Origin of the sequence: Butyricimonas sp. DFI.6.44 (genome assembly GCF_022132345.1) — a bacterium.
Taxonomy (GTDB): domain Bacteria; phylum Bacteroidota; class Bacteroidia; order Bacteroidales; family Marinifilaceae; genus Butyricimonas; species Butyricimonas muris.
The window spans coordinates 19,631-39,788 of sequence record NZ_JAKNJD010000007.1 but is presented as its reverse complement, the minus strand read 5'-3'; the positions used below and the strand labels follow the sequence as shown (position 1 = coordinate 39,788).

Genomic DNA, 20,158 nt, shown 5'->3' with positions numbered 1-20,158 from the left:
ATAAAAAAGTTCGCGTACAATAAAGTTTTCCCCATGTATATCCTATTGATTCCCAGTGGTTACACTCCTTGTTATTCTATTGTTATCATATATTAATAGAATGATAGTATGATAATAATGTAATAATCAATTAATTGCAATCTAAGATACCTTAGAATATCCCTAGGGATGCACGTGGAAAAGAACTCGGGAAAACCTGCACGTGTACTGTTTCTTTGGCAGCTTTGCTGCCGTGAACGAAGCACCGCGGTATCCGCAGACTTTATAAACCCTTTCCTTAGTCCTCGAACTCGATTTTTCCCGTGAGTGGAGAGAACAACGGTATTTTGGGTTTATCTTTCAGGAGGTCTTTCACGTCGTCCAAGGATAGATGGGGTATGGGTTCGGGACCTGCAACCCGTCCTACTCGTCCTTGCAGGCAGTATTGCTTGTAGGAATTGGGAAGTTTGTTCGTGAGGAAATCGTCCAGTGTTTTTTGATATTCGATACTGGATTGCAGGGAGCGTTTCTGTATTCTAAAGAGCATATCGTGTGATACGAACGTGCGGAAAAACGTGAGAATCGAGTCAAAAATACCAAGAGCGATACCGTCTTTCAGGCAACAAGTGAAGCTATTGTCTTCTTTCTTTTTTTCAGATAAAGAAAAGGATATGTTATCTTTGATGAAGTAATCAATGACATCCATACCGGGCGTGCATAGATTGTTGGGTATCAAATAACGGTTGCGGTAGCGGCTGAAAAAGTGTCCGGTGAATCTGCTGAATGCCCAGTCTTCGGTATCCAGATCGTAAAAAGGAAAAATGACGCCGACTCCCCGGGATGTCACGTAAGGGGAGTAGTGGTATATTTCGGGGGCTTCCCGTGTCTTTTTGCTGTGACAAGTGATCGTGACGCGCCATTTGTTGCGTGTGGCGGGCGATACCCATTCATGCTGGAATGTCACGGGATATTTTTTAGCCAAAAGGAAATCCCGGCGGTGGAGTTGGTATATTTTTTCCTTGTAGTTTTCAAGGAGCGCAAGGTCCCGTCTGGTTTCCTTGATGATTTCTTCAGCGGTCATGGATTCTACGAACATAATCTCGGTATTTCAAAATTGTCTTTATTTAACCTATAAAGGTGAAGTAATTCTTCAAACTTTAATTATCTCCTCATTATTATTTTTCTTCACAATTAAAATCAAGCAGATTATCTGTATTGTATTTATCAAAATCGGATTGAAATAATCGGTCTTGAATGATACGGTATTTTTCAAACTCACTTTCCGCGTATAGTTTGGCTTGTTCTGCCGATATTTTTCCTGTATCAGTCAATATCGGGCGGTCATCACTATCCAAAAATTTATCTATTCTAGTAGACCAATCCTCCATAGTCATGGGAATATGCCGTTTTGCTCTATCTTCAGCCAAATCAAGGAAAGCGTTGACGATGCGTCCCATCGACTCTAATTCATCCGCTTTAAGGTAGTTCTTGGCAATAGCCACATCCGTTCTTACAATCTTACCGTCAGGCGCCTTTTCCCATGTGGTAAGTCCCATGTGCTCTTTTTCTGCATTGGCTCGCTCAACTATTAGTTCTGCAGCAGTATGTCCATGAATAGCGTAGTGCATCTTGTTCTGCACTTTTTTAAAGAACATTCGTGTTGTCGGTGCATCTCGGTTGTAATCAATGCTTGTAGCGTATATATCAGTCAGTTTTTGATAGAAACGGCGTTCGCTTAATCGAATTTCCCTAATTTCGGCAAGCAAATGCTCGAAATAGTCCTCGTTGATGAATGTACCGTTCTCCATCCGCTTTTTGTCAATCACGTAGCCTCGAATGGCAAATTGACGAAGTACATATGTACACCACTGACGGAATTGAGTGGCTCGTACCGAGTTTGTGCGATAGCCGATTGATATTACCGCGTCCAAATTATAATACTTGGTAGCATAGTCTTTGCCATCTGTGGCAGTTCGTCGGAATTTCCGACAAACTGAGTCTTCTTGCAACTCTTGACTTTGAAAAATATTTTGCAGGTGCTCGGCTATTGTTGAACGACCTTTATCAAATAGGAGTGCTATAGCATCCTGCGTGAGCCAAAGAGTTTCATCTTGATATAATACTTCGATTCCTTCTTCCTTGCTTTCTAATTGAAAGATAAGAAATTCGGCAGTACTATTATGTATTTGGAGTTTTTTGCTCATATTTCTTGATTTGACGAGCGAAGATAGCGATAAATTCTTATTAGAGGAGCGTGTACACCCGTTTTTTACTTGATGTTGTATTTTAAATTCAGTATGGCATTCCGGATGGAATCGAATGATAGATCGGGTAGCGAAAGCGTGGTGGTTACTTTCCCGATGTCGTCCACGTAATGGGCGTCGGAAGAGCGAATAAACGGGTTGCCGGACAAATAGGCATTTTGCCGGATAAATTCTTCCGGTGTGATGCGAAAGCTAAGTTCCAGAGCCTCGTAGCGCAGGTCTTTGGGGACAAATCCCAGTTGCGAGAGGATGCTGAAACGCGATTTGTCGATGTGTGCCGGGATGAAGATGCCGTCCAAGGAGTGGACGACCCGTTCTATGGTGTTGAGGTCTACATCCAGCGCTGAAATCAGTAGACGTTCTTCCTCGTAGGTGATTTGTTCCTCGGCATCGACTACTACTTGATAGCCGAATTTGTCGGGATTGTTCTTTATGTCCGGCAGGTGATGATCCAGATAAGTTTGAAATTCCGCGAGTCTTTCCAGAGTCGGGAAGTAGGCGAGGGCGTGTACCTCTTCGATGGAGTTGATTTCCGTGCCGCAAAGCACCCGAAGCCCCTGTTTTTCTCCCAATTCTTGAATGAGCGGGGCTTGTCGGGTGGAGTTGTGGTCGGATATCCCGATGAGTGAAATGCCTTTCCTTAAAGCTATGCCGATGATATTCGCGGGACTCATTTCCAGATCCCCGCAAGGTGAAAGTATGGTGTGAATATGCAAGTCGGCACGGATTTCCATGACGGGCGGTATTACGGGTGTAATAATTTATAAAGTTGTCCCGTGATCTCGAACGCCTGTAACGGGGTGGAGAGAATCGGGATGTTCTCGTTCTCGCTTTCGGCGAGGGTGTCCTCTTCGGGCACATGGCCTTTCACGAGAATGATCGCGGCAATCTCTTTCAACGAGGCGATAGCCATCACGTTCTTGTGTGTTTGGAGTGTGATCCACACGTCACCTTCTTGCGCGTGTCCCATGACGTCGCTTAGCAGGTCGGACGTGTAACCTCCTTTGATTTCTCTTTGCAATCCTTCTTTGCCCGAGCAAACGGTAAGATTTAAACGCGAGATAATGTCTTGTACTGTCATAATGCTATTGTTTGTTTGGGTTTATGTATGTTTCTTTTATTTTTCAAATCGTTTGATGCCCCACGTTTTCTCGGATAGTTCGAGAGATTCGTCGGGCGTCATGAGGTCTTCCGCGCAAAGTATCTTTTGCATGAAGACGCATTGGTTGAGTTTTGCCTTGCATTGCACGACATCGCGGGCAAGGGTTTGGCACGACGGGGCGCCGCAAGCACCGCAATCTATCTGGGGCAGGACTCCCATGATGCGATTGAGTTTTTGCATTTTTTCCATGGCAACGAGTATGTTTTCGTCCAGTTGCTCGATGGAACGCGGCGGGATTTCTCCGCTTAGTTGTCCCTCTTTGAAGAGGTATGACTCGTATTGTTGGATGTCGTCGGAGGTGGTGCGATTGACCTTTTCGCTGGTTTCCATGCGCTTGCGCAGACGCTCGATGGTCAGGAAGCGATTGTTGACCGCCAGAGCACCTCCCGCGCAGGAGTGGTCGCACGCCCTCAATTCCAGAAAGTCAATATCGGTCAATTCGTCGTTTTCCAGTTTCTCGAGGATGTCTATCACGTTGTGAATCTCGTCGATAGCGAGGCAGCGTCCTTCAAACTTGGATGCTTCCCCTTCGGTTAATGCCCACGCGATGGACTCCGGGGACAAGTAAGTTTGTTCCGAAACGGGATTGACGGGCTGGTCCCGGTGTTGCGTGAGTCCCATTTGTATTTTGTTGTATATGAAATCGAGATTGATAACCCCGTCGATATTCGATTCGTCATCTCCCACGGGACTTTTCACGGCGGCAATTTTTGCCGCGCAGGGGGTCACGTAAAAGATACCCACGTCTTCGGGTGAAATACCTTGGTCGATGTATTTTTTCCGTACAAAAATGGCTCCCAGATCCATGGCTTGTTTGAGCGGGATGATATGGTCTATCAGCGAGGGGAAACGTACTTGTATCAAGCGCACGACTGCGGGGCAGAATGCCGAGATGAACGGTCTGTCGTGCGAGTTTTTCTGCATGTAGTTGCGCATCGCTTTTGTTAGGATTCCCGACGCTTGAGCCACTTCAATGACTTGCGTGAATCCCATCGAGTGGAGTTCCGCGAAGATTTGTTGCTCGGTGATCTCTTCGGAGAATTGCCCGAAAAGCACGGTGGGCAGGAGAATAATCCTGTGTTTGAAGTTGAATATTTGGTTGAAATCGTCTTGCTCCACGTATATCGCGTGTCTGGGGCAGGACTTGAGGCACATGCCGCAGTCAACACAGGCGTTTTTGTTTATCGTGGCCAAACCGTCTTGAATGCGTATCGCTTGAGTCGGGCATAGACTCATGCAATGCGTGCATCCGATACAGGCGGTCGGGGCTACTTTCAAGGCGTGGTAAAACGGTTCCATCTATTAATTTTAGATTTAATGATTTTAGATTTAAGATTTCTCTTCTCCCCACCTGCCAACGCTTCATTCTACATTCTTAATTTCTATTACCGTCTTTGGCAAGATTCACCAGCTCCTCCTCTGTTTATAGAGGAGGTGTCAGCGAAACTGACGGAGGAGTTTTTTTTCATTTTCAATTTTCAATTTTTCATTTTCAATTGAAATACGTTGTCATGGTCACTTTCGTTCCCTCGTTTACTTTTGATTCTATGCTTAACCGGTCGCAATTCTTTTGTATGTTCGGGAGTCCCATCCCCGCGCCGAAGCCCATTTCCCGGACTTCCGGGGAAGCCGTGGAATAACCTTCCTGCATGGCTAATTCGATGTCCGGTATGCCGGGTCCCCGGTCGTTGATAACGACGGTGATCACGGTTGGGGCGATGGTTACCTGCATCGTGCCCTCGTAAGCGTGGGCGACGACGTTCACTTCAGCCTCGTAGAGTGCCACAACGATACGTTTTAGTACCGATGGATTGACATTCAGTTGTTTGAGTATTTTTTTTACTTCGCTGGAAGCAGATCCGGCTCGGGAAAAGTTTCCTCCCTCGATGTTGTAGCTAAATTCCATGTTTGTTGTTTTAATAAATGGGTTCCAGCCCGGCCTTGTACAATTCGCCGCATACCTTGAACATGCTTTGTTTACATTGTAATATGGCAATGTTACATTCTTTTGCCAAGTCTATCATGTCGGGGGAGGCTTGTTTTCCCCGAACGAACAGAACAAAGCAGATATCTGACATTTCCGCCGTCCGGATGACTTGCAGGTTGGCAAGTCCCGTGATAAGCAGCATTTCGCTGGTGTCCAAACGAAGTACGTCGCTCATCAGGTCGGCAGCGAAGGCGTGGCGGATAACCTTGTCGAGATGACCGTTTTCGTGGATTATCCGGGCGTTAAGTAATACGGCAACTTCTTTTAGAGTCATAATTGTGTTTTTTGGTTGCTCCTAAGTTAGATAAAGTAATCCGGATTTTCAACAAGATTGCCTGAATTAGATTTTAAATTTTGAATTTTAGATTTTAGATGGAGGGATTACAAGGGTTTTCCGAAGGCGGAGGGTAACTAAATTCTTTCCGAAGACGGTGGGGATTCTACCTTGAGTCAATACTTTATTTAGGGGAAGGCTGGCATATCGGGTGTGTGGCGGTGTTTTAATGCCCGCCCGTGGGGTGGTTTGGTGTGATTGTACCTGAATGTTAAACATGTTTATTTCTTACTAAAACGTGGGCTATAAGTGGGTTAAGTGTGGGCAATGAGTGGGCGATGCCGCCTACAAGCCGCCCAATACCCGCCCAAAATCCTTGTTACGGGGTAGTAGGGCAGGAGAAAAGCGTTTTGACATGTCTACTCTCGGTCGGGGGGACGTGTCGTTTAGATAGTGAAGCTCACGGAGAATATCATGTCTGCGAACATGGACTGTTTTTTAGTTTCGTATCCTAAACGGAACCCCAGATTCATGGGGAACGGGAGGCGGAAGAAATGAGTATCGACCGTTGCCTCTATACCGTAGGAGTAGAATGTCTTTTTGTAATATTGGTTTTTCTCGTGCCCGACATCAAAAAATGCGGCTGCCGTGATTCGTTTCATGTACAGGATGGGACCCACGTGGGCGTCCGGGTAGCAAATCGGCATCCTGTACGTGGTGTGCAGGGTGGAGAGGTCATACCCGTACAGGGAGAGCCCGCGGGGCGACTGGATTTGATTGCTGTAATAACTCCGGTCTTTCAGGGATTTGTCCTGATGTCCCAAATAGAGGGAAAAAGAATGGTGGGGAGCGAAGCCGGGGAAATAGAAACGCCCCTCTACCCATGTCGAATTGCCGTAATCCAGATTCTCGAAAGGAGTATGCTGGTACCCGAAGGTTAAACGTTGTCCCCAGCGAGGGTTGATGTCCCGTTCGCTCATGCGGGTTTGGTTGCTTAGGATAAGCCCGTAGCGCATGATTTGAAGCGTGATATTGTCCGGCTTCCCGGTGACACTGACGTAGGGGGGGGTATTGGGAACAGTTTGCCAATGGCGGTTTGATAATAAATAGGTGTTCTTGTGTTTGTAGTCGTGAATAGTTTGTAATTCGTATCTCACGTAAGGTATAATGTTACGGTAGTAGTTTTTTCTGGATAAATTGAATGGGAATTGTAGGGTAGCGGTTCCCTTGGTGTATCGTGATTTGTAAACTATGCGTATCGTGTCTTGTTGTAGTTCTTCCCTTCGTGGTGTATAGTTTACGAGTGTTTTGTAAACATCGTCGTTGCGTCCGCTTTTGAATTCCAAGTCCAGTATAGGCCAGAATCCTTTGTAAGATGCTTTCACTTGCCAATTACCGTGTTTGTATCCCTTGCCCCGCACGTACCCGGCAGTGAGGAATAGCGTGCTGAGTTTATTCTGTGAGCTGGCGGCAATACCGAAATCAACATCCGTGTCGTCTACATCCGGAAATATGGGACCCCAGCTATGGAAGTTGAACAGGTGGAGGGTTTTGTTGTATTTCCGACTGACATAGGTGGAGTCGGTATTTAACGCGAATTGCCAGTCCTCCTGTTGTGTCACGGTGTTTGCGATAGGGAATTTTTCTTTTTCTATCGGGTTGTTCTCGAGTCGGTTGACGGCTATTTTCGCCGGTTTGTAACCGTCCGCGGTGTAGAACGAGAAATAAAGAGAGTCTTTGCCGGGGGACAGTTGGGGATAGCGCAATCCGAATTTGGCATTCAAGGCGTTGTGACCGAAATCGTTCGGGTGATCTTGACAGTAGAACGAGTTGTTCGTGTCGAAGGCTCCCCGGTAGATGATCCGGTTGCCCGCGGCGACGGGGTTGTCAATCTCGTAGGGTGTGTTTGCCGTCAATGGTGTGCGTTTCCCGGTACGTATATTCACGGATTCGATGTGTTTGCCGTGCGTGTCGACAACGATGGTGATGATATTGCCTTGACCGTCGTGGGAGGGATGCACGAATAATTCCGTGCCGTTTCCTTTCAAGCGGAAAAGTTCTTTTTCCAAGCGGGCATCCATGATCACGAGAGAGGCCTGATTTTCTTTATCGACCTCGACGAACCCCCAGTTGTCGTCCACGGTAAACGGGGCGTAACGGTTCTGGCGAGCCGGATGGCGGCGGTATTTGTTGCGTAGCAGGTCATACGTGGCGAGTACCATTTTTCCGCCTTGTTGCCAGCGGGGGTGCGCCTTGTATTCAGACCACACGAGTGTGTGATTGTTGTACGCGAATTTGTAATCGTATAAAGTACCCGTGCGGGTAATTATCTCGTCGCCCGCGGGTTTAAGAAACACGAGGGCGCCTTCCTGTGCTAGCCCTTCTTTATAGGCAATGACTTCGCCCGTGGGGGTTGGCACGGGGTAGTGGTAGTTCGCGTATAGTTCATCGCGGGTGGGAATGGTGTCGAACAAGTGGTTCACTTGATTGGCTTCCCGTTGCCAGATTTGTTGTAGTTCGCTGAAGTTGTCCCGGTATAGGGTACGTTTGGCATCGCAATAGGTGTTTGCCTTTTTCACGCTGTCCGGGTGGATGAAAAGGGACTGGAAGTGTCGGGTGTTCCACAAGGAATCCCGCTTTTCGTTTAGCGTGAGTTTCAGGCTACGGGCAAAAGGCGTGATGCCGTACGGGCGTTTGCCGACACGTGTCAATGCGTCCTGCCAGATGCCGGGACCGTAGTGGATGCGGCTGTTGCCGACCATGTAGTAGCCGAGTGTGTAGCGGTTCGGGACGAAATCCTTGTACGAGCCCAGCACGGCTTTGTAATAGGTGTAGATGCCTTTTTCTGTGATTTGGGCTTTCATTTCGTTCAGAAATTCGGGGGAGCGTCCTCGTCCGCTATGACCGACGGAGGTCTCGAAGACCGTGGCATCCCCTTCCAGAAACCACATGGGTACGTATACCCCGATGACGGCCATGGTGATTTGTTCCCCGAAAATGTAATATAATGCTTTCGTGAATCCTTGATTCACCTTGTCGTATTGCACGATGTGGCGAAATTCGTGTATGCATAAGTGTTCCAGCCAATCGTCGCTGACGTCTTGCGGGGGAGCCGTGTAGAGTTCACTTTTTTTAGGAGCCCAACCGGCGTTTCCGTTGGATATACCTCCGTTTGCCCGGACGATCATGGACATTTTTTTTGCTTTGATGCCTAGCGTGTTGGCATGGGCGTAGAGTTTCGCATAAATGTTGGCGAGGTATTGGGCGTTCTGCTCGAAGAAGTCGGGGTAGATAATTTGGAAATTGTCTGTCTTGATTTGTCGCCAGCGGGTGCTGCAAGGGTCTTGCCCGAGGTCTACAAATTGGGCTTTTGCCGGAATAATAAACAGACACGTGAATAGTATGCTGGTGAAGAGGATTCTGGCATTTTTCAGTGTATAGTAATATTTCATAAGTGTATGCTTGTAGTTTGTTTACTTGTAAATAGTCGGCTAAAATATATTTTTTTTTGATATGATACTCCACGAAGAACGATTATCTTTGCGAAACGGCTGTTCGATTTTAGATTTATGATTTTAGATTTACGATTGATGGCTGGGATTTATCCGGATACGATATGATAACCTGCAACTTGCCGTAGGCAAATGTAACTTGCAACTTGTAACTTGCCGCAGGCAAAAACTGGAAAATGATGGAAAAAGAGAGAATACTGGAATTGAGAAAGGAATTGGAGCGTTACAATTATTTGTATTACATGAAGAATGCTCCGGTGATATCGGATTTTGAGTTTGACAAGTTGATGCGCGAGTTGGAGGATTTGGAGGCGAAGCATCCCGAGATGTACGATCCCAATTCGCCTACTCAGCGAGTGGGTAACGATACGAATAACGAGTTTGTGCAAGTGGCGCACAAGTATGGAATGATGTCATTGTCAAATACGTACAGCGAACAGGAAATACGGGATTTTGACGAGCGCGTGCGTAAAGGTATCGGCGGGGATGAGGTGGAATACGTTTGTGAATTAAAATATGACGGGACGTCAATCAGTTTGCGTTACGAGGAAGGGCATTTGCAGGTTGCCTCTACCCGGGGGGACGGGGTGAAAGGGGATGACGTGACGGCAAACGTGCGGACAATCCGGACAGTGCCCTTGAAAATGCAGGGAGAGGGGTATCCCGCGGAATTTGAGATAAGGGGTGAGATACTGATGCCCTTTGCCGTGTTCAACCGGCTGAACGAGGAACGTTTGGAGGCGGGAGAGGCTTTGTTCGCCAATCCCCGGAATGCCGCTGCCGGGACATTGAAGTTGCAGAATTCGTCTGTCGTGGCGAAAAGACAACTCGATTGTTACTTGTATTATGTTCCGGGAGAGATCACGCTGACAGCCACGCATTACGGGAATCTGATGAAAGCGCGGGAGTGGGGGTTCAATGTTCCGCCTTACATGGAGGTGTGTCATACTCTGGACGAAGTGTTGGATTTTATACATAAATGGGATGTCGACCGGAAGAATCTGCCGGTGCCGATAGACGGTATCGTGATTAAGGTAAACAGTATCAAGCAACAGATGCAATTGGGCTACACGGCGAAGTCGCCCCGTTGGGCAGTGGCGTACAAGTTTAAGGCTGAACGGGTGGAAACCCGCTTGTTGAGCGTGGATTACCAAGTAGGACGTACCGGATCAATCACCCCGGTGGCTAATTTGGAACCCGTGCATATCGCAGGTACCACGGTGAAGCGTGCTTCATTGCACAACGAGGATATTATCCGGGAACTGGATTTGCATTTGCACGATATGGTGTACGTGGAGAAGGGCGGGGAGATTATTCCCAAGATTGTCGGGGTTGACGTGGAGAAAAGATTGCCGGATGCACCCGCGATTGAATTTATTACCCGTTGTCCGGAATGTGGCACGGAATTGATTCGGAACGAGGGGGAGGCGAATCATTATTGCCCGAACGAGGATCATTGCCCGCCGCAGATAGCCGGGAAACTGGAGCATTTCGTGAGCCGGAAAGCGATGGATATAGAGGGGATGGGAAGCGAAACGATTGATTTGCTGCTCACGAAAGGGTTTATTAGGGATATCGCGGATATTTATACGCTACCTGCCAAACGGGCAGAATTGATCGGGTTGGAAAAGATTCTGTACCCGGAGAGTTACGTGATGACGAGTATACCGCTGTCAAGGGTGATATACGCTTTCGAGATCGGGGTGAAGAATATTTCGGCAAAGAACGCGGAGGTGTTGGCGGGACGTTTCGGGGGGCTTCCGGGATTGGCTTCCGCCACGAAAGAGGAGTTGCTGGCGTTGACGGACTTGCAGTTCCCCGGGGACAGGGAAAAGAATATCAACAAGATACTGGAATATTTCCGGATGCCTTTTAACGAGCCGCTGGAGCGGTTGAAGCAAGCGGGAGAGGTCGATATGATACCGTTGGATACGGTGATCTACGCGCTGGATATACCGGGAATAGATTTCCACGAGTCTGAATTGCTGTCTGTTAAGTTTGATTATATCTACCGGCTTTACACGGCAACCGCGGACGAAATAGCGGAAACTGACGAATTGTCACGTGAGGATGCCGAGCGTGTTTATCGTTTTTTACAGGGGAAAGATAAGTTTATTCGGAAGATAAACACGTTAAGCGTGTATCGTTTGCAGGAAAAATCGGTGGATAATTTGATTGCCGGGATCGAGAAATCGAAGCAACGGAATTTGCCGGAATTTATTAATTCTCTTGGAATTAGGTATATCGGGGAAACGGCTTCCCGTAATCTGGCTCGGCATTTTAAAGACCTGCGGGTGCTGATGGATGCTACGTTCGAACAGTTGACGGAAGTGGAAGATATCGGCGATCAGATGGCGGGAAGCGTGGTTCGCTATTTCGAGAAAAACGAGAACCGTGAGATGATGGAACGCTTTTTGCAATATGGTATTAGCGGAATGATACAGGAAGAAGAGGGAGAGTCCGATCAATTGGCGGGCATGACGTTCGTGATCACGGGAACTCTTTCTTTGCCGCGGGAACATTACAAGGCTGTTATTCTGAAAGCGGGCGGGAAAGTCAGTGATTCTGTTTCAAGTAAGACCACGTACCTGCTCGCCGGGGAAAATGCCGGGAGCAAAATGCAAAAAGCACAGAAGTTAAATGTAACTATTTTGAACGAAAAAGAGTTTAACACATTAATGAGTTCATAAGGTTCATAAAGTTTATAAGGTTCATAAGGTTTGAAGGGGACACGAGGGGAGGAGTTACTTTACAAACTTTATAAACTCTAGTTTGGAGATTGAATGATAAATAGTACCTTTACGAGATTAAAATTGTAATAAGTGAGGACCGTGAAAGGCGGTATAAGAATATGGGAAAAGAAGATACAAGACGACTAAAACAGATCATGACTTCGGCAGGTGAAGAAGCGAAGCGGCTGGGTAATTCGAAGATTTACCCGGAGCATTTGTTTCTGGGCTTATTGAAGTTGAGAAGTGGAAGGGCGGTTGATATATTGATGTCTTTAGGGTTGGATTTTTACGAGGTGAAAGATAAGATAGAGCAACGTCTGGATGGTAAACGCTATAAGTCGGACAAGGTGGAAGAATTGGATTTCACGTTGGCGGCGAATAGCGTGCTGAAGCGTGTTTCAGAGGAAGCATGGGATTTGGGAGATGATGAATTGGATTCGGAACACGTGATGCTGGCTATTTTGAAGAATCAAGCCGGGTTCGTGACGAAGCTGTTTAAATCAATGGATATTGACTATGACACTTTCAAGGAGGCGGTCTTGAAAGAAAAGATGCGGATGCAGTCCGAGTTTAACGACGAGGGGGATGACCCGGAAGACGGGGATGATGATGCATCCATGTATAACCCGTATCGCCAAGGTGGTCCGGTATCGTCGAAATCCGACACTCCGGTATTGGATAATTTCGGTATCGACATCACGAAGGCGGCAGAAGAGGGGACGCTTGACCCTATCGTGGGGCGTGACCGGGAGATCGAACGGCTGGCCCAGATATTGAGCCGTCGGAAGAAAAACAATCCGGTATTGATTGGTGACCCGGGTGTCGGCAAATCGGCTATCGCCGAGGGACTGGCTTTGCGTATCATCCAAAAGAAAGTGTCCCGCGTGCTGTTTGACAAGCGGGTGATCTCGTTGGATATCGCTTCTATCGTGGCGGGTACCAAGTACCGCGGACAGTTCGAGGAGAGAATGAAGGCGATACTGGCGGAGTTGGCGAAGAACCGGAATATTATCCTGTTTATCGACGAGATTCACACGATCGTGGGTGCCGGGGGCTCCGGAGGTAGTCTGGATGCAGCCAATATGCTGAAACCCGCATTGGCTCGCGGGGAGATACAATGTATCGGTGCGACGACTTTGGACGAGTACCGTCAGAATATTGAGAAGGACGGGGCTTTGGAACGTCGTTTCCAGAAAGTACTGGTAGAGCCGACCTCTGTCGAGGAAACCGTGGAGATTTTGAATAATATCAAGTCCCGTTACGAGGATCATCATAACGTGCGCTACACGGACGATGCCATCAAGGCTTGCGTGAAGTTGACCATGAGATATATTTCCGATCGGGCTTTGCCTGACAAGGCGATTGACGCTTTGGACGAGGCGGGTTCGAGAGTACATATTTCCAATATTAATGTCCCCCCGATTATCGAGCGGTTGGAGAAGGACGTGGAAGAGGTGAAGGAGAAGAAGAAGGACGCCGTGAAACAACAGAATTTCGAGGTGGCTGCCGCTTTCCGGGATAAGGAGCGTCAGTTGTTGAAGCAATTGGAGGACGAGAAAGTGAATTGGGAACGTGATCTGGAAGAAAACCGGGTAACCGTGACCGAGGAGCATATTGCCGAAGTGGTTGCCATGATGACGGGAGTTCCGGTACAGCGTATTGCCAAGACGGAGGGGATGAAGTTGTTGCAGATGCACGACGAGTTGGAGGATAGTGTTGTCGGGCAGAAAGAGGCTATCGAGAAGATCGTGAAAGCTATTCACCGGAATCGTGCGGGGTTGAAAGACCCGAATCGTCCGATAGGTTCCTTTATATTCTTGGGACCGACCGGTGTCGGTAAAACCCAGTTGGCGAAGGTGTTGGCCCGTTACTTGTTTGATTCGGAGGACGCGTTGATTCGTATCGATATGAGCGAGTACATGGAGAAGTTTGCCGTTTCCCGATTGGTCGGGGCGCCTCCGGGATACGTGGGATACGAGGAAGGAGGTCAGTTGACTGAAAAAGTACGGCGGAAACCGTATTCAGTGGTATTGCTGGACGAGATCGAGAAGGCTCACCCGGACGTGTACAATATCTTGTTGCAGATGTTGGATGACGGACAATTGACGGACAGTTTGGGACGAAAGATTGATTTCAAGAACACGATCGTTATCATGACGTCCAATATCGGAAGCCGGCAGTTGAAAGATTTCGGCCGCGGAATAGGTTTCGGTTCTCAAGATATGACCGAGAATAGCGATTACGCTAAAGGTATCGTGCAGAAGGCCTTGAAGAACGCATTCTCCCCGGAGTTCTTGAATCGTATTGACGATATTATCATGTTCAACTCTTTGACGAAAGAGGATATTTACAAGATTATCGATATCGAGTTGAAAGGCTTGTTCAAACGGGTAAACGATTTAGGATTGGTGATCACGATCTCGAAAGAGGCGAAAGATTTTATTATCGAGAAAGGTTACGATCCGCAATACGGTGCCCGCCCGTTGAAACGTGCTATCCAGAAATACCTTGAAGATGAACTGGCAGAGGTTATCATCAAAGGCGTGGCAGAAGGTACGGAGCTTGACGTGGAATACGACAAGGCGGAAGATAAGATTGTAATTAAGGAAAAGAAATAGGTTTGCAGAAAGATAAATTAGATGAAGAGGGGGTGTCAAAACATCTCCTCTTTTTTCGTGTATGATTCTGGGTGGTAGGTGATAGTGATACATGAATATTGTTTAAGATAGGTGGTTAAATCTAAAAAAAGTGTGTGAAATGAGTAAATAAATAAGGAGTTTTGTTATTTTAGCCCCGAAAATAAGGTTGGTCATAAAAATGGGAAACAACGAGGAGATATTATTGTTATTTAGAAAGAATGAGCAGCAAGGATTTCGTTTGTTGTATGCTTCATTTTATGATCCGTTAATTTTGTTTGCTACTCAATTGTTGGGGGATGCCGAGGAGGCTGCGGATGTTGTTCAAGAGTGTTTTGTTGATTTCTGGGCTAACAGGCGTTTTAATAGTTTGCGCGGTAGTTTGGAGAACTATCTTTATTCTGCTGTGAAGCACGGTTGTTTGAATTATTTGCGGAACACGAGGCGACGGGAGGATAAACATGATGTGATTCGGGAGGAGCTGTATGATGAAGAGGAAGGGGTGGATCCGGAATTGGTGGAGAAGTTGTATCGTTCGATGGAAGCCTTGCCGGAAGAGCGTAGACGCATATTGCATATGGTGTGTATGGAAGGTATGAAATATCAAGAAGTGGCAGATCAATTAGGTGTTAGCATTAACACGGTGAAAACTCAGATGGGGAGGTCTTTGCAATTTTTGCGTAAAGCGTTAAAAACGGATGATTATTTGACGTTGTTATTTTTTTTAGGAAAAAAATAATATCTGCTGTCACCCGAAATCAATAGTTAGGTTCCTTTAGTGAAAAGGAATTAATATGAATGATAGAATCAGTGAAATAATAGCAGCTTATTTGTCCGGTGAAGTCTTGTCGGAAAGTGAGCGGCAAGAGGTGGAGGCTTGGTTGCGAGAGCATGATGGGGAGAAGGAGGTGGAAGTGTTGCGGGGGATGTTTCGAAGTGCCCGGTTGGTAAAAGAGGCTCCGGGGACGAGGGGAGCGTCCGTTATGAAAAAGATAGAGGCGAAGGTGGTATCCAGACGTGCCGGCAGGAAGTTGAAAATTCGATGGAGTTATTCCGTGGCGGCTGCAATAGCTGTTTTGTTGTGTAGTGTGTTGTTGTACAGGTGGCTGGGGACGAATCAGGAAAATCAAGTTGTTCCGCGAGATGTGCGACAGAACGTGAACACGAGTATAGCTCATTTGAAGTTGAACACGGGAGAGGTAGTGGAGCTTGAGAAGTATGATGGAAAGTTTATTCGTGAGGATAGCGTGCAAATCGCGAATGAGAATGCGACTTTGAGGTATACGTCAACGGATTCTGTGGCTCCCGAAAAGGTGGAGTTCAATACATTGGTTATTCCCCGGGGCTCGGAGTACAATATCGTTCTGGCGGATGGGACGAAAGTGTTTTTGAATGCGGGGTCGGAAATTAGTTATCCGGTTGTTTTTGCGGGAGATAAGCGGGAGGTTAAGTTGAAAGGAGAGGCTTATTTTGAAGTTCGGAAAGATGAGCGACGTCCTTTTTTCGTGCAGGCAGGTGATGTGCAGATTCAGGTCTTGGGAACTTCTTTTAACGTGACGGCTTATCCGGGACGCGGGAGAATAGAAACGACATTGGAAGAGGGGAAAATTCAGTTGACGGATGGAAGGGAGTCTGTGGAGGTGAGCCCGGGGAAACAGGCAATTTATGATATAGAGGATGGTAGGTTCGAGGTTAAACAGGTGGATACAAAATTGTACACGGCGTGGAAAGATGGATATTACAAGTTTGACCAGATGACGCTGGAGGATATTATGGAGACGTTAGCGTTGTGGTATGATTTGAATGTTTTTTATCGGAACCCGGGTGTTAAATCATTGGAATTTACGGGACGTTTGAGACGGTATGATGAGGTGGTGAGTTTGTTTGAAAAGCTCGAACAGACCGGGTTGGTGGTGTTTGAAGTAAATGGAAAGAATGTAATTATTAAAGAAAAATGAAAGTTGGGGATTCCCCAATCCCCAACTTTAGATAAAGTACAACAAATGCGTGTTAGGTAGTTGTTGTACATGGTATAATCTTAAAAAACAAAAGTATGCAAAAAAGTCGAATTCGAATAAGGGCTTTGTGCAAGATTCCTGTTCGGAAAATGTTAATCTTTATGAAATTGTTTTGTCTTTTTCAGTTTGTTTTTTTCATCTCGGTGCAAGCGAATGTTTATTCACAGCAAACCGTGATTAATCTGGAGATGGAGAATGTTTCGTTGAAGACTGTTTTTACGGAACTCGGTCAACAGTCCGGTTGTGATTTTCTGTATAATAATCAGATGATACAACAAAAAGGGAAGGTGAGTTTGAAGGTGGAAAACAAGTCTTTGGATGAGGTGTTGAAGGAATGGTTGCCTTCGTTAGGTTTGACTTTCTCTTATGATGATAACGTGGTAATTATTCGTGCGGCTGCGGATGATAATAAGAAAAAGACGTATATCATCAAGGGGCAGGTGGTTGACGAGAAGAATGTGCCTATGCCCGGGGTTACCGTGATGCTGGATAGTACTCAAGTGGGAACGGCAACGGATACGGCAGGACGTTTTGTATTGCCGTTACCCAAAGAAAAAGGGTATCTCGTGTTTTCTTTTATCGGGTTTAAGACCCAGAAAGTGGCTTACACTGCAGATAAGTTGTTGGTTGTGAAGATGCAGGAGGATATATCCGGGTTGGATGAGGTGCAGGTGGTTGCTTACGGTTCCCAGAAGAAACGTACGGTGGTTAGTGCCATATCTTCCGTGAAGGGGGATGATTTGAAGGAATTGCCGACGCATAGTCTGGAGAATTTGCTGCAGGGGCACATGGCGGGTGTCGAGGTAAATAATATTTCCGGTTCTCCCGGTGGTGGTGGTGCGATTGTGGCGATTAGAGGTTACAATTCGTTGTTTGTGGATGGAGAAGGATCAGACAGGGGCTACGGTACTCCTTTGTACGTGATTGACGGAATCCCGATGCAATCCTTTACTTCGGCTGTTACCGGGGCAAATACACTGTCTGATTTGGATCCTTCGATGATTGAGTCTATTGAGGTGTTGAAGGATGCGGCTTCCGCGGCAATTTACGGTTCTCGTGCCGGTAACGGGGTAATTTTGATTACCACGAAGAAGGGGCGTGCCGGTAGAGCCCAGTTTAACGTGAATGTATCGTATTCCGCATCTTGGTTGCCTAAAGCACCCGTGCAGTACGGGGGAAGTTACGAGAGAATGTACCATTTGAATGCTTTGCGCAATACGGTATTGCCTTATAAGACTGCCGATGGAAAGTGGAAGATGCCGACTTCTTATGAAGAGGTATTGAGTCTTCGAAAACCGAATGGTCCGATGTACGATTGGTTCTGGGGTAACGCATCCACTCGTCAGGATGCAATTGTTTTACAGGATAGTTTGAATGCCTTTTATAATAATTCAACTCATTGGTATCGGTTGAATTATCAAACCGCTAACGTGGTTAATGCCAATATACAGGCCTCCGGTGGTAACGATAATGTACGTTATATTGTGGGTGCCGGTTATTATGATGAGGAGGGGATTGTTATTAATACCGGATTTACGCGTTTTAATGTGATTTCCAATTTGACGGCGTATCCGACTAAACGTCTGCGTATGGATACGCAGTTGGGACTTACGTATAGTGACCGTAGTCGAGGCTCTAATGCCGGACATGGTGCTCAAAAAATAGAGAGCGTTAGTTCTGACCCGAAAAAGACATCGACTTTGTTGCCGGGAGGAGGTGCTTTCGGGGAAAGTATGGCCAAGAAGTTGAATGAGGTTTCGGAGAAAAATCAGAGTTATTCTTTGCGTTATAATATGGTTTTTGATTACGAATTGATTCGTAATTTGCATTTGAAGGTTTCAGCGGGAGTTGATTATAACCAGCAGAATCAAAATACTTTTAAACCAGCCAGTTTAGATGCTTATACTCATTTTTCGGAATCAAAAGGAACAATCTCGAGAGATTTGTCGATATTGAACGAGAATTTATTGACTTATTCCTTTAGTTATTTGAATAAGCATAATTTTAATGTTATGTTAGGGTTGTCGTTCCAAAAAGATCAGTCTTTTAATAATAAGGGAGCCGGGAAAAACGGTCCCAATGATAAAATACATTACGTGGGAACCGGATGGGGTGGTAATTACGGGTTGAATAACACGAATGTGTCAGGAGAGGGAGAGCCTTTTTACGAGTCTGCGTTTGAGTATGAATCTTCTTTTTCGGAGGAGCGTATGAATAGTTATTTCGGGCGTTTGACATATAATTTCAAAGAGAAGTATATGTTTGAGGCGACTATTCGTCGGGATGGTTCTTCTGTCTTCGGGGAGAATGTGCGTTGGGCAACCTTTCCCGCTTTTGCTATCGGTTGGACATTTTCGGATGAGGCATTCATGCAATCGTGTTATTGGTTGAGTTTCGGTAAAATTCGAGCTAGCTGGGGTACTTCCGGGCAAAAGTTCGGGCAACGTTACTTGTCGCAAGGATTATTAATGGCAAGTGGAACGTTCCATGGCTCAGCCGGTATTGTTCCCGATATTAATGGAGGGGTTATCAATAAGAAATTAAGTTGGGAAGAGACGGATCAATATGATTTAGGGTTGGATTTGAGTTTCTTCGATTACCGTTTGCGTTTGGTTTTGGATTATTATTATCGCTACACGACAGGTCAATTAAATCGGATAGAGTTGCCGGGAAATATTTATTTCCATGGTTTTCAGTGGCAAAACGGGATGGCGATTTCGAATCAAGGTATAGAATTGGAATTGGAAGCCGATATTTTGAGAAATACGGCGGTGAAATGGAGAATGAAGTATAATCTTTCACGGAACTGGAATCGTTTTGAGAAGAGTGCGGACGGTTTTGATTTCGAAAATCAAGTGATAGGTAAACCCTTGAATCAGCTGAAAGTGTATAAAACGGATGGTTTTTACAGTTCGTTTGATGAAGTGCCTGTTTATTATAATGCACAAAGAGAGCCTCAACCGTTATATGGGAATGCTATGTATGCTGTGTTTACACCGGGTAGTCGACGGATTCTCGATTTGAATGGAGATGGAAGAATCGGACAGGATGTAGATATGTATTATGCAGCTAGTCCGCTACCTATAGCTCATGGCGGTTGGATAAACGAGTTGCGTTGGAAAAACTTTGATTTGAATATATTCTTTAATTACTCTTTGGGGCGTCACGTGTTGAAACTTTATGATGACGTGGCGTTAGAGCCTTCCAAAGCGGGAAGACCGTTGTTTGTTGATATGAATGACGTGAATATTTGGAACGGGGCAGATTCTAAAAAAGCGGATTATCCTAAAGCACAGTATTATTACGAACCGAATCAATATAGTGGTTTGTATGATTGTGATATAGAGAATGTAAGCTTTATACGTTTGAAACAATTGACATTAGGTTATAATTTACACCAGAATATTGCGAAGAAAATCGGTATATCCGGGGCGCGTGTTTTTATCACGGGAGAGAATTTGTTTACGTTGACTAACTATTCGGGGTTGGATCCGGAATTGATAGATCTTAAGACTGGAAAAGATAATTTGAATTCTTACCCGTTACCTCGGAAATTTACTATTGGATTAACGGTTAATTTTTAAAATGTAGCCC

At 46.1% G+C, this 20,158-nt stretch carries 13 protein-coding genes and 1 pseudogene; 6 read left to right on the top strand and 8 right to left on the bottom strand.

From position 1 onward, the window contains the following. Window positions 1-277 precede the first annotated feature (277 nt). The 8 genes from L0M98_RS10695 to L0M98_RS10660 all read right to left on the bottom strand — a co-directional run bounded on the left by L0M98_RS10695 (window position 278) and on the right by L0M98_RS10660 (window position 9,118). Window positions 278-1,075: a hypothetical protein gene (locus L0M98_RS10695; protein ID WP_227215844.1), complete on the bottom strand. Its 798-nt coding sequence runs from the start codon at window positions 1,073-1,075 to the stop codon at window positions 278-280. Between the two features lie 79 nt (window positions 1,076-1,154). Further along, window positions 1,155-2,183, bottom strand: a complete 1,029-nt coding sequence (locus tag L0M98_RS10690) for a virulence RhuM family protein (protein ID WP_186976366.1) — start codon at window positions 2,181-2,183, stop codon at window positions 1,155-1,157. 65 nt (window positions 2,184-2,248) lie between these two features. Continuing rightward, window positions 2,249-2,977, bottom strand: coding sequence for a PHP domain-containing protein (locus L0M98_RS10685; RefSeq protein ID WP_227215843.1), 729 nt, complete (start codon window positions 2,975-2,977; stop codon window positions 2,249-2,251). 11 nt (window positions 2,978-2,988) lie between these two features. After that, window positions 2,989-3,324 (bottom strand): DRTGG domain-containing protein, encoded by a 336-nt coding sequence (locus L0M98_RS10680; RefSeq protein WP_099293518.1) that lies wholly within the window; start codon window positions 3,322-3,324, stop codon window positions 2,989-2,991. A 36-nt stretch (window positions 3,325-3,360) separates the two neighbouring features. Beyond that, window positions 3,361-4,704: a [Fe-Fe] hydrogenase large subunit C-terminal domain-containing protein gene (locus L0M98_RS10675; RefSeq protein ID WP_099293516.1), complete on the bottom strand. Its 1,344-nt coding sequence runs from the start codon at window positions 4,702-4,704 to the stop codon at window positions 3,361-3,363. 193 nt (window positions 4,705-4,897) lie between these two features. Next, the gene (locus L0M98_RS10670; protein WP_099293514.1) at window positions 4,898-5,311 is read right to left on the bottom strand and encodes an ATP-binding protein; all 414 of its coding nucleotides are present in this window, start codon (window positions 5,309-5,311) and stop codon (window positions 4,898-4,900) included. A gap of 10 nt (window positions 5,312-5,321) precedes the next feature. Continuing rightward, window positions 5,322-5,666 (bottom strand): DRTGG domain-containing protein, encoded by a 345-nt coding sequence (locus tag L0M98_RS10665; protein ID WP_099293512.1) that lies wholly within the window; start codon window positions 5,664-5,666, stop codon window positions 5,322-5,324. Window positions 5,667-6,112: 446 nt separating this feature from the next. Next, entirely contained in the window at window positions 6,113-9,118 is a 3,006-nt protein-coding gene (locus tag L0M98_RS10660; RefSeq protein WP_227215842.1) for a hypothetical protein, read from the bottom strand. A 236-nt stretch (window positions 9,119-9,354) separates the two neighbouring features. On the opposite strand from L0M98_RS10660, the pseudogene ligA reads away from it, so the two are divergent. The 6 genes and pseudogenes from ligA to L0M98_RS10635 form a co-directional block, all read left to right on the top strand. Next, a pseudogene (gene ligA / locus L0M98_RS10655) lies at window positions 9,355-11,085 on the top strand (NAD-dependent DNA ligase LigA); the annotation flags it as partial. A 9-nt stretch (window positions 11,086-11,094) separates the two neighbouring features. After that, on the top strand, window positions 11,095-11,868 hold the full coding sequence (locus L0M98_RS22765; protein ID WP_441301365.1) for a helix-hairpin-helix domain-containing protein: 774 nt from the start codon (window positions 11,095-11,097) through the stop codon (window positions 11,866-11,868). 161 nt (window positions 11,869-12,029) lie between these two features. Then, entirely contained in the window at window positions 12,030-14,528 is a 2,499-nt protein-coding gene (locus L0M98_RS10650; protein ID WP_099293507.1) for an ATP-dependent Clp protease ATP-binding subunit, read from the top strand. A 199-nt stretch (window positions 14,529-14,727) separates the two neighbouring features. Then, window positions 14,728-15,285, top strand: a complete 558-nt coding sequence (locus L0M98_RS10645; RefSeq protein WP_227215840.1) for an RNA polymerase sigma-70 factor — start codon at window positions 14,728-14,730, stop codon at window positions 15,283-15,285. A gap of 55 nt (window positions 15,286-15,340) precedes the next feature. Next, on the top strand, window positions 15,341-16,504 hold the full coding sequence (locus L0M98_RS10640) for a FecR domain-containing protein (protein ID WP_227215839.1): 1,164 nt from the start codon (window positions 15,341-15,343) through the stop codon (window positions 16,502-16,504). Between the two features lie 161 nt (window positions 16,505-16,665). Further along, window positions 16,666-20,148 (top strand): SusC/RagA family TonB-linked outer membrane protein, encoded by a 3,483-nt coding sequence (locus L0M98_RS10635; RefSeq protein WP_227215838.1) that lies wholly within the window; start codon window positions 16,666-16,668, stop codon window positions 20,146-20,148. The last annotated feature ends 10 nt before the right edge of the window (window positions 20,149-20,158 follow it).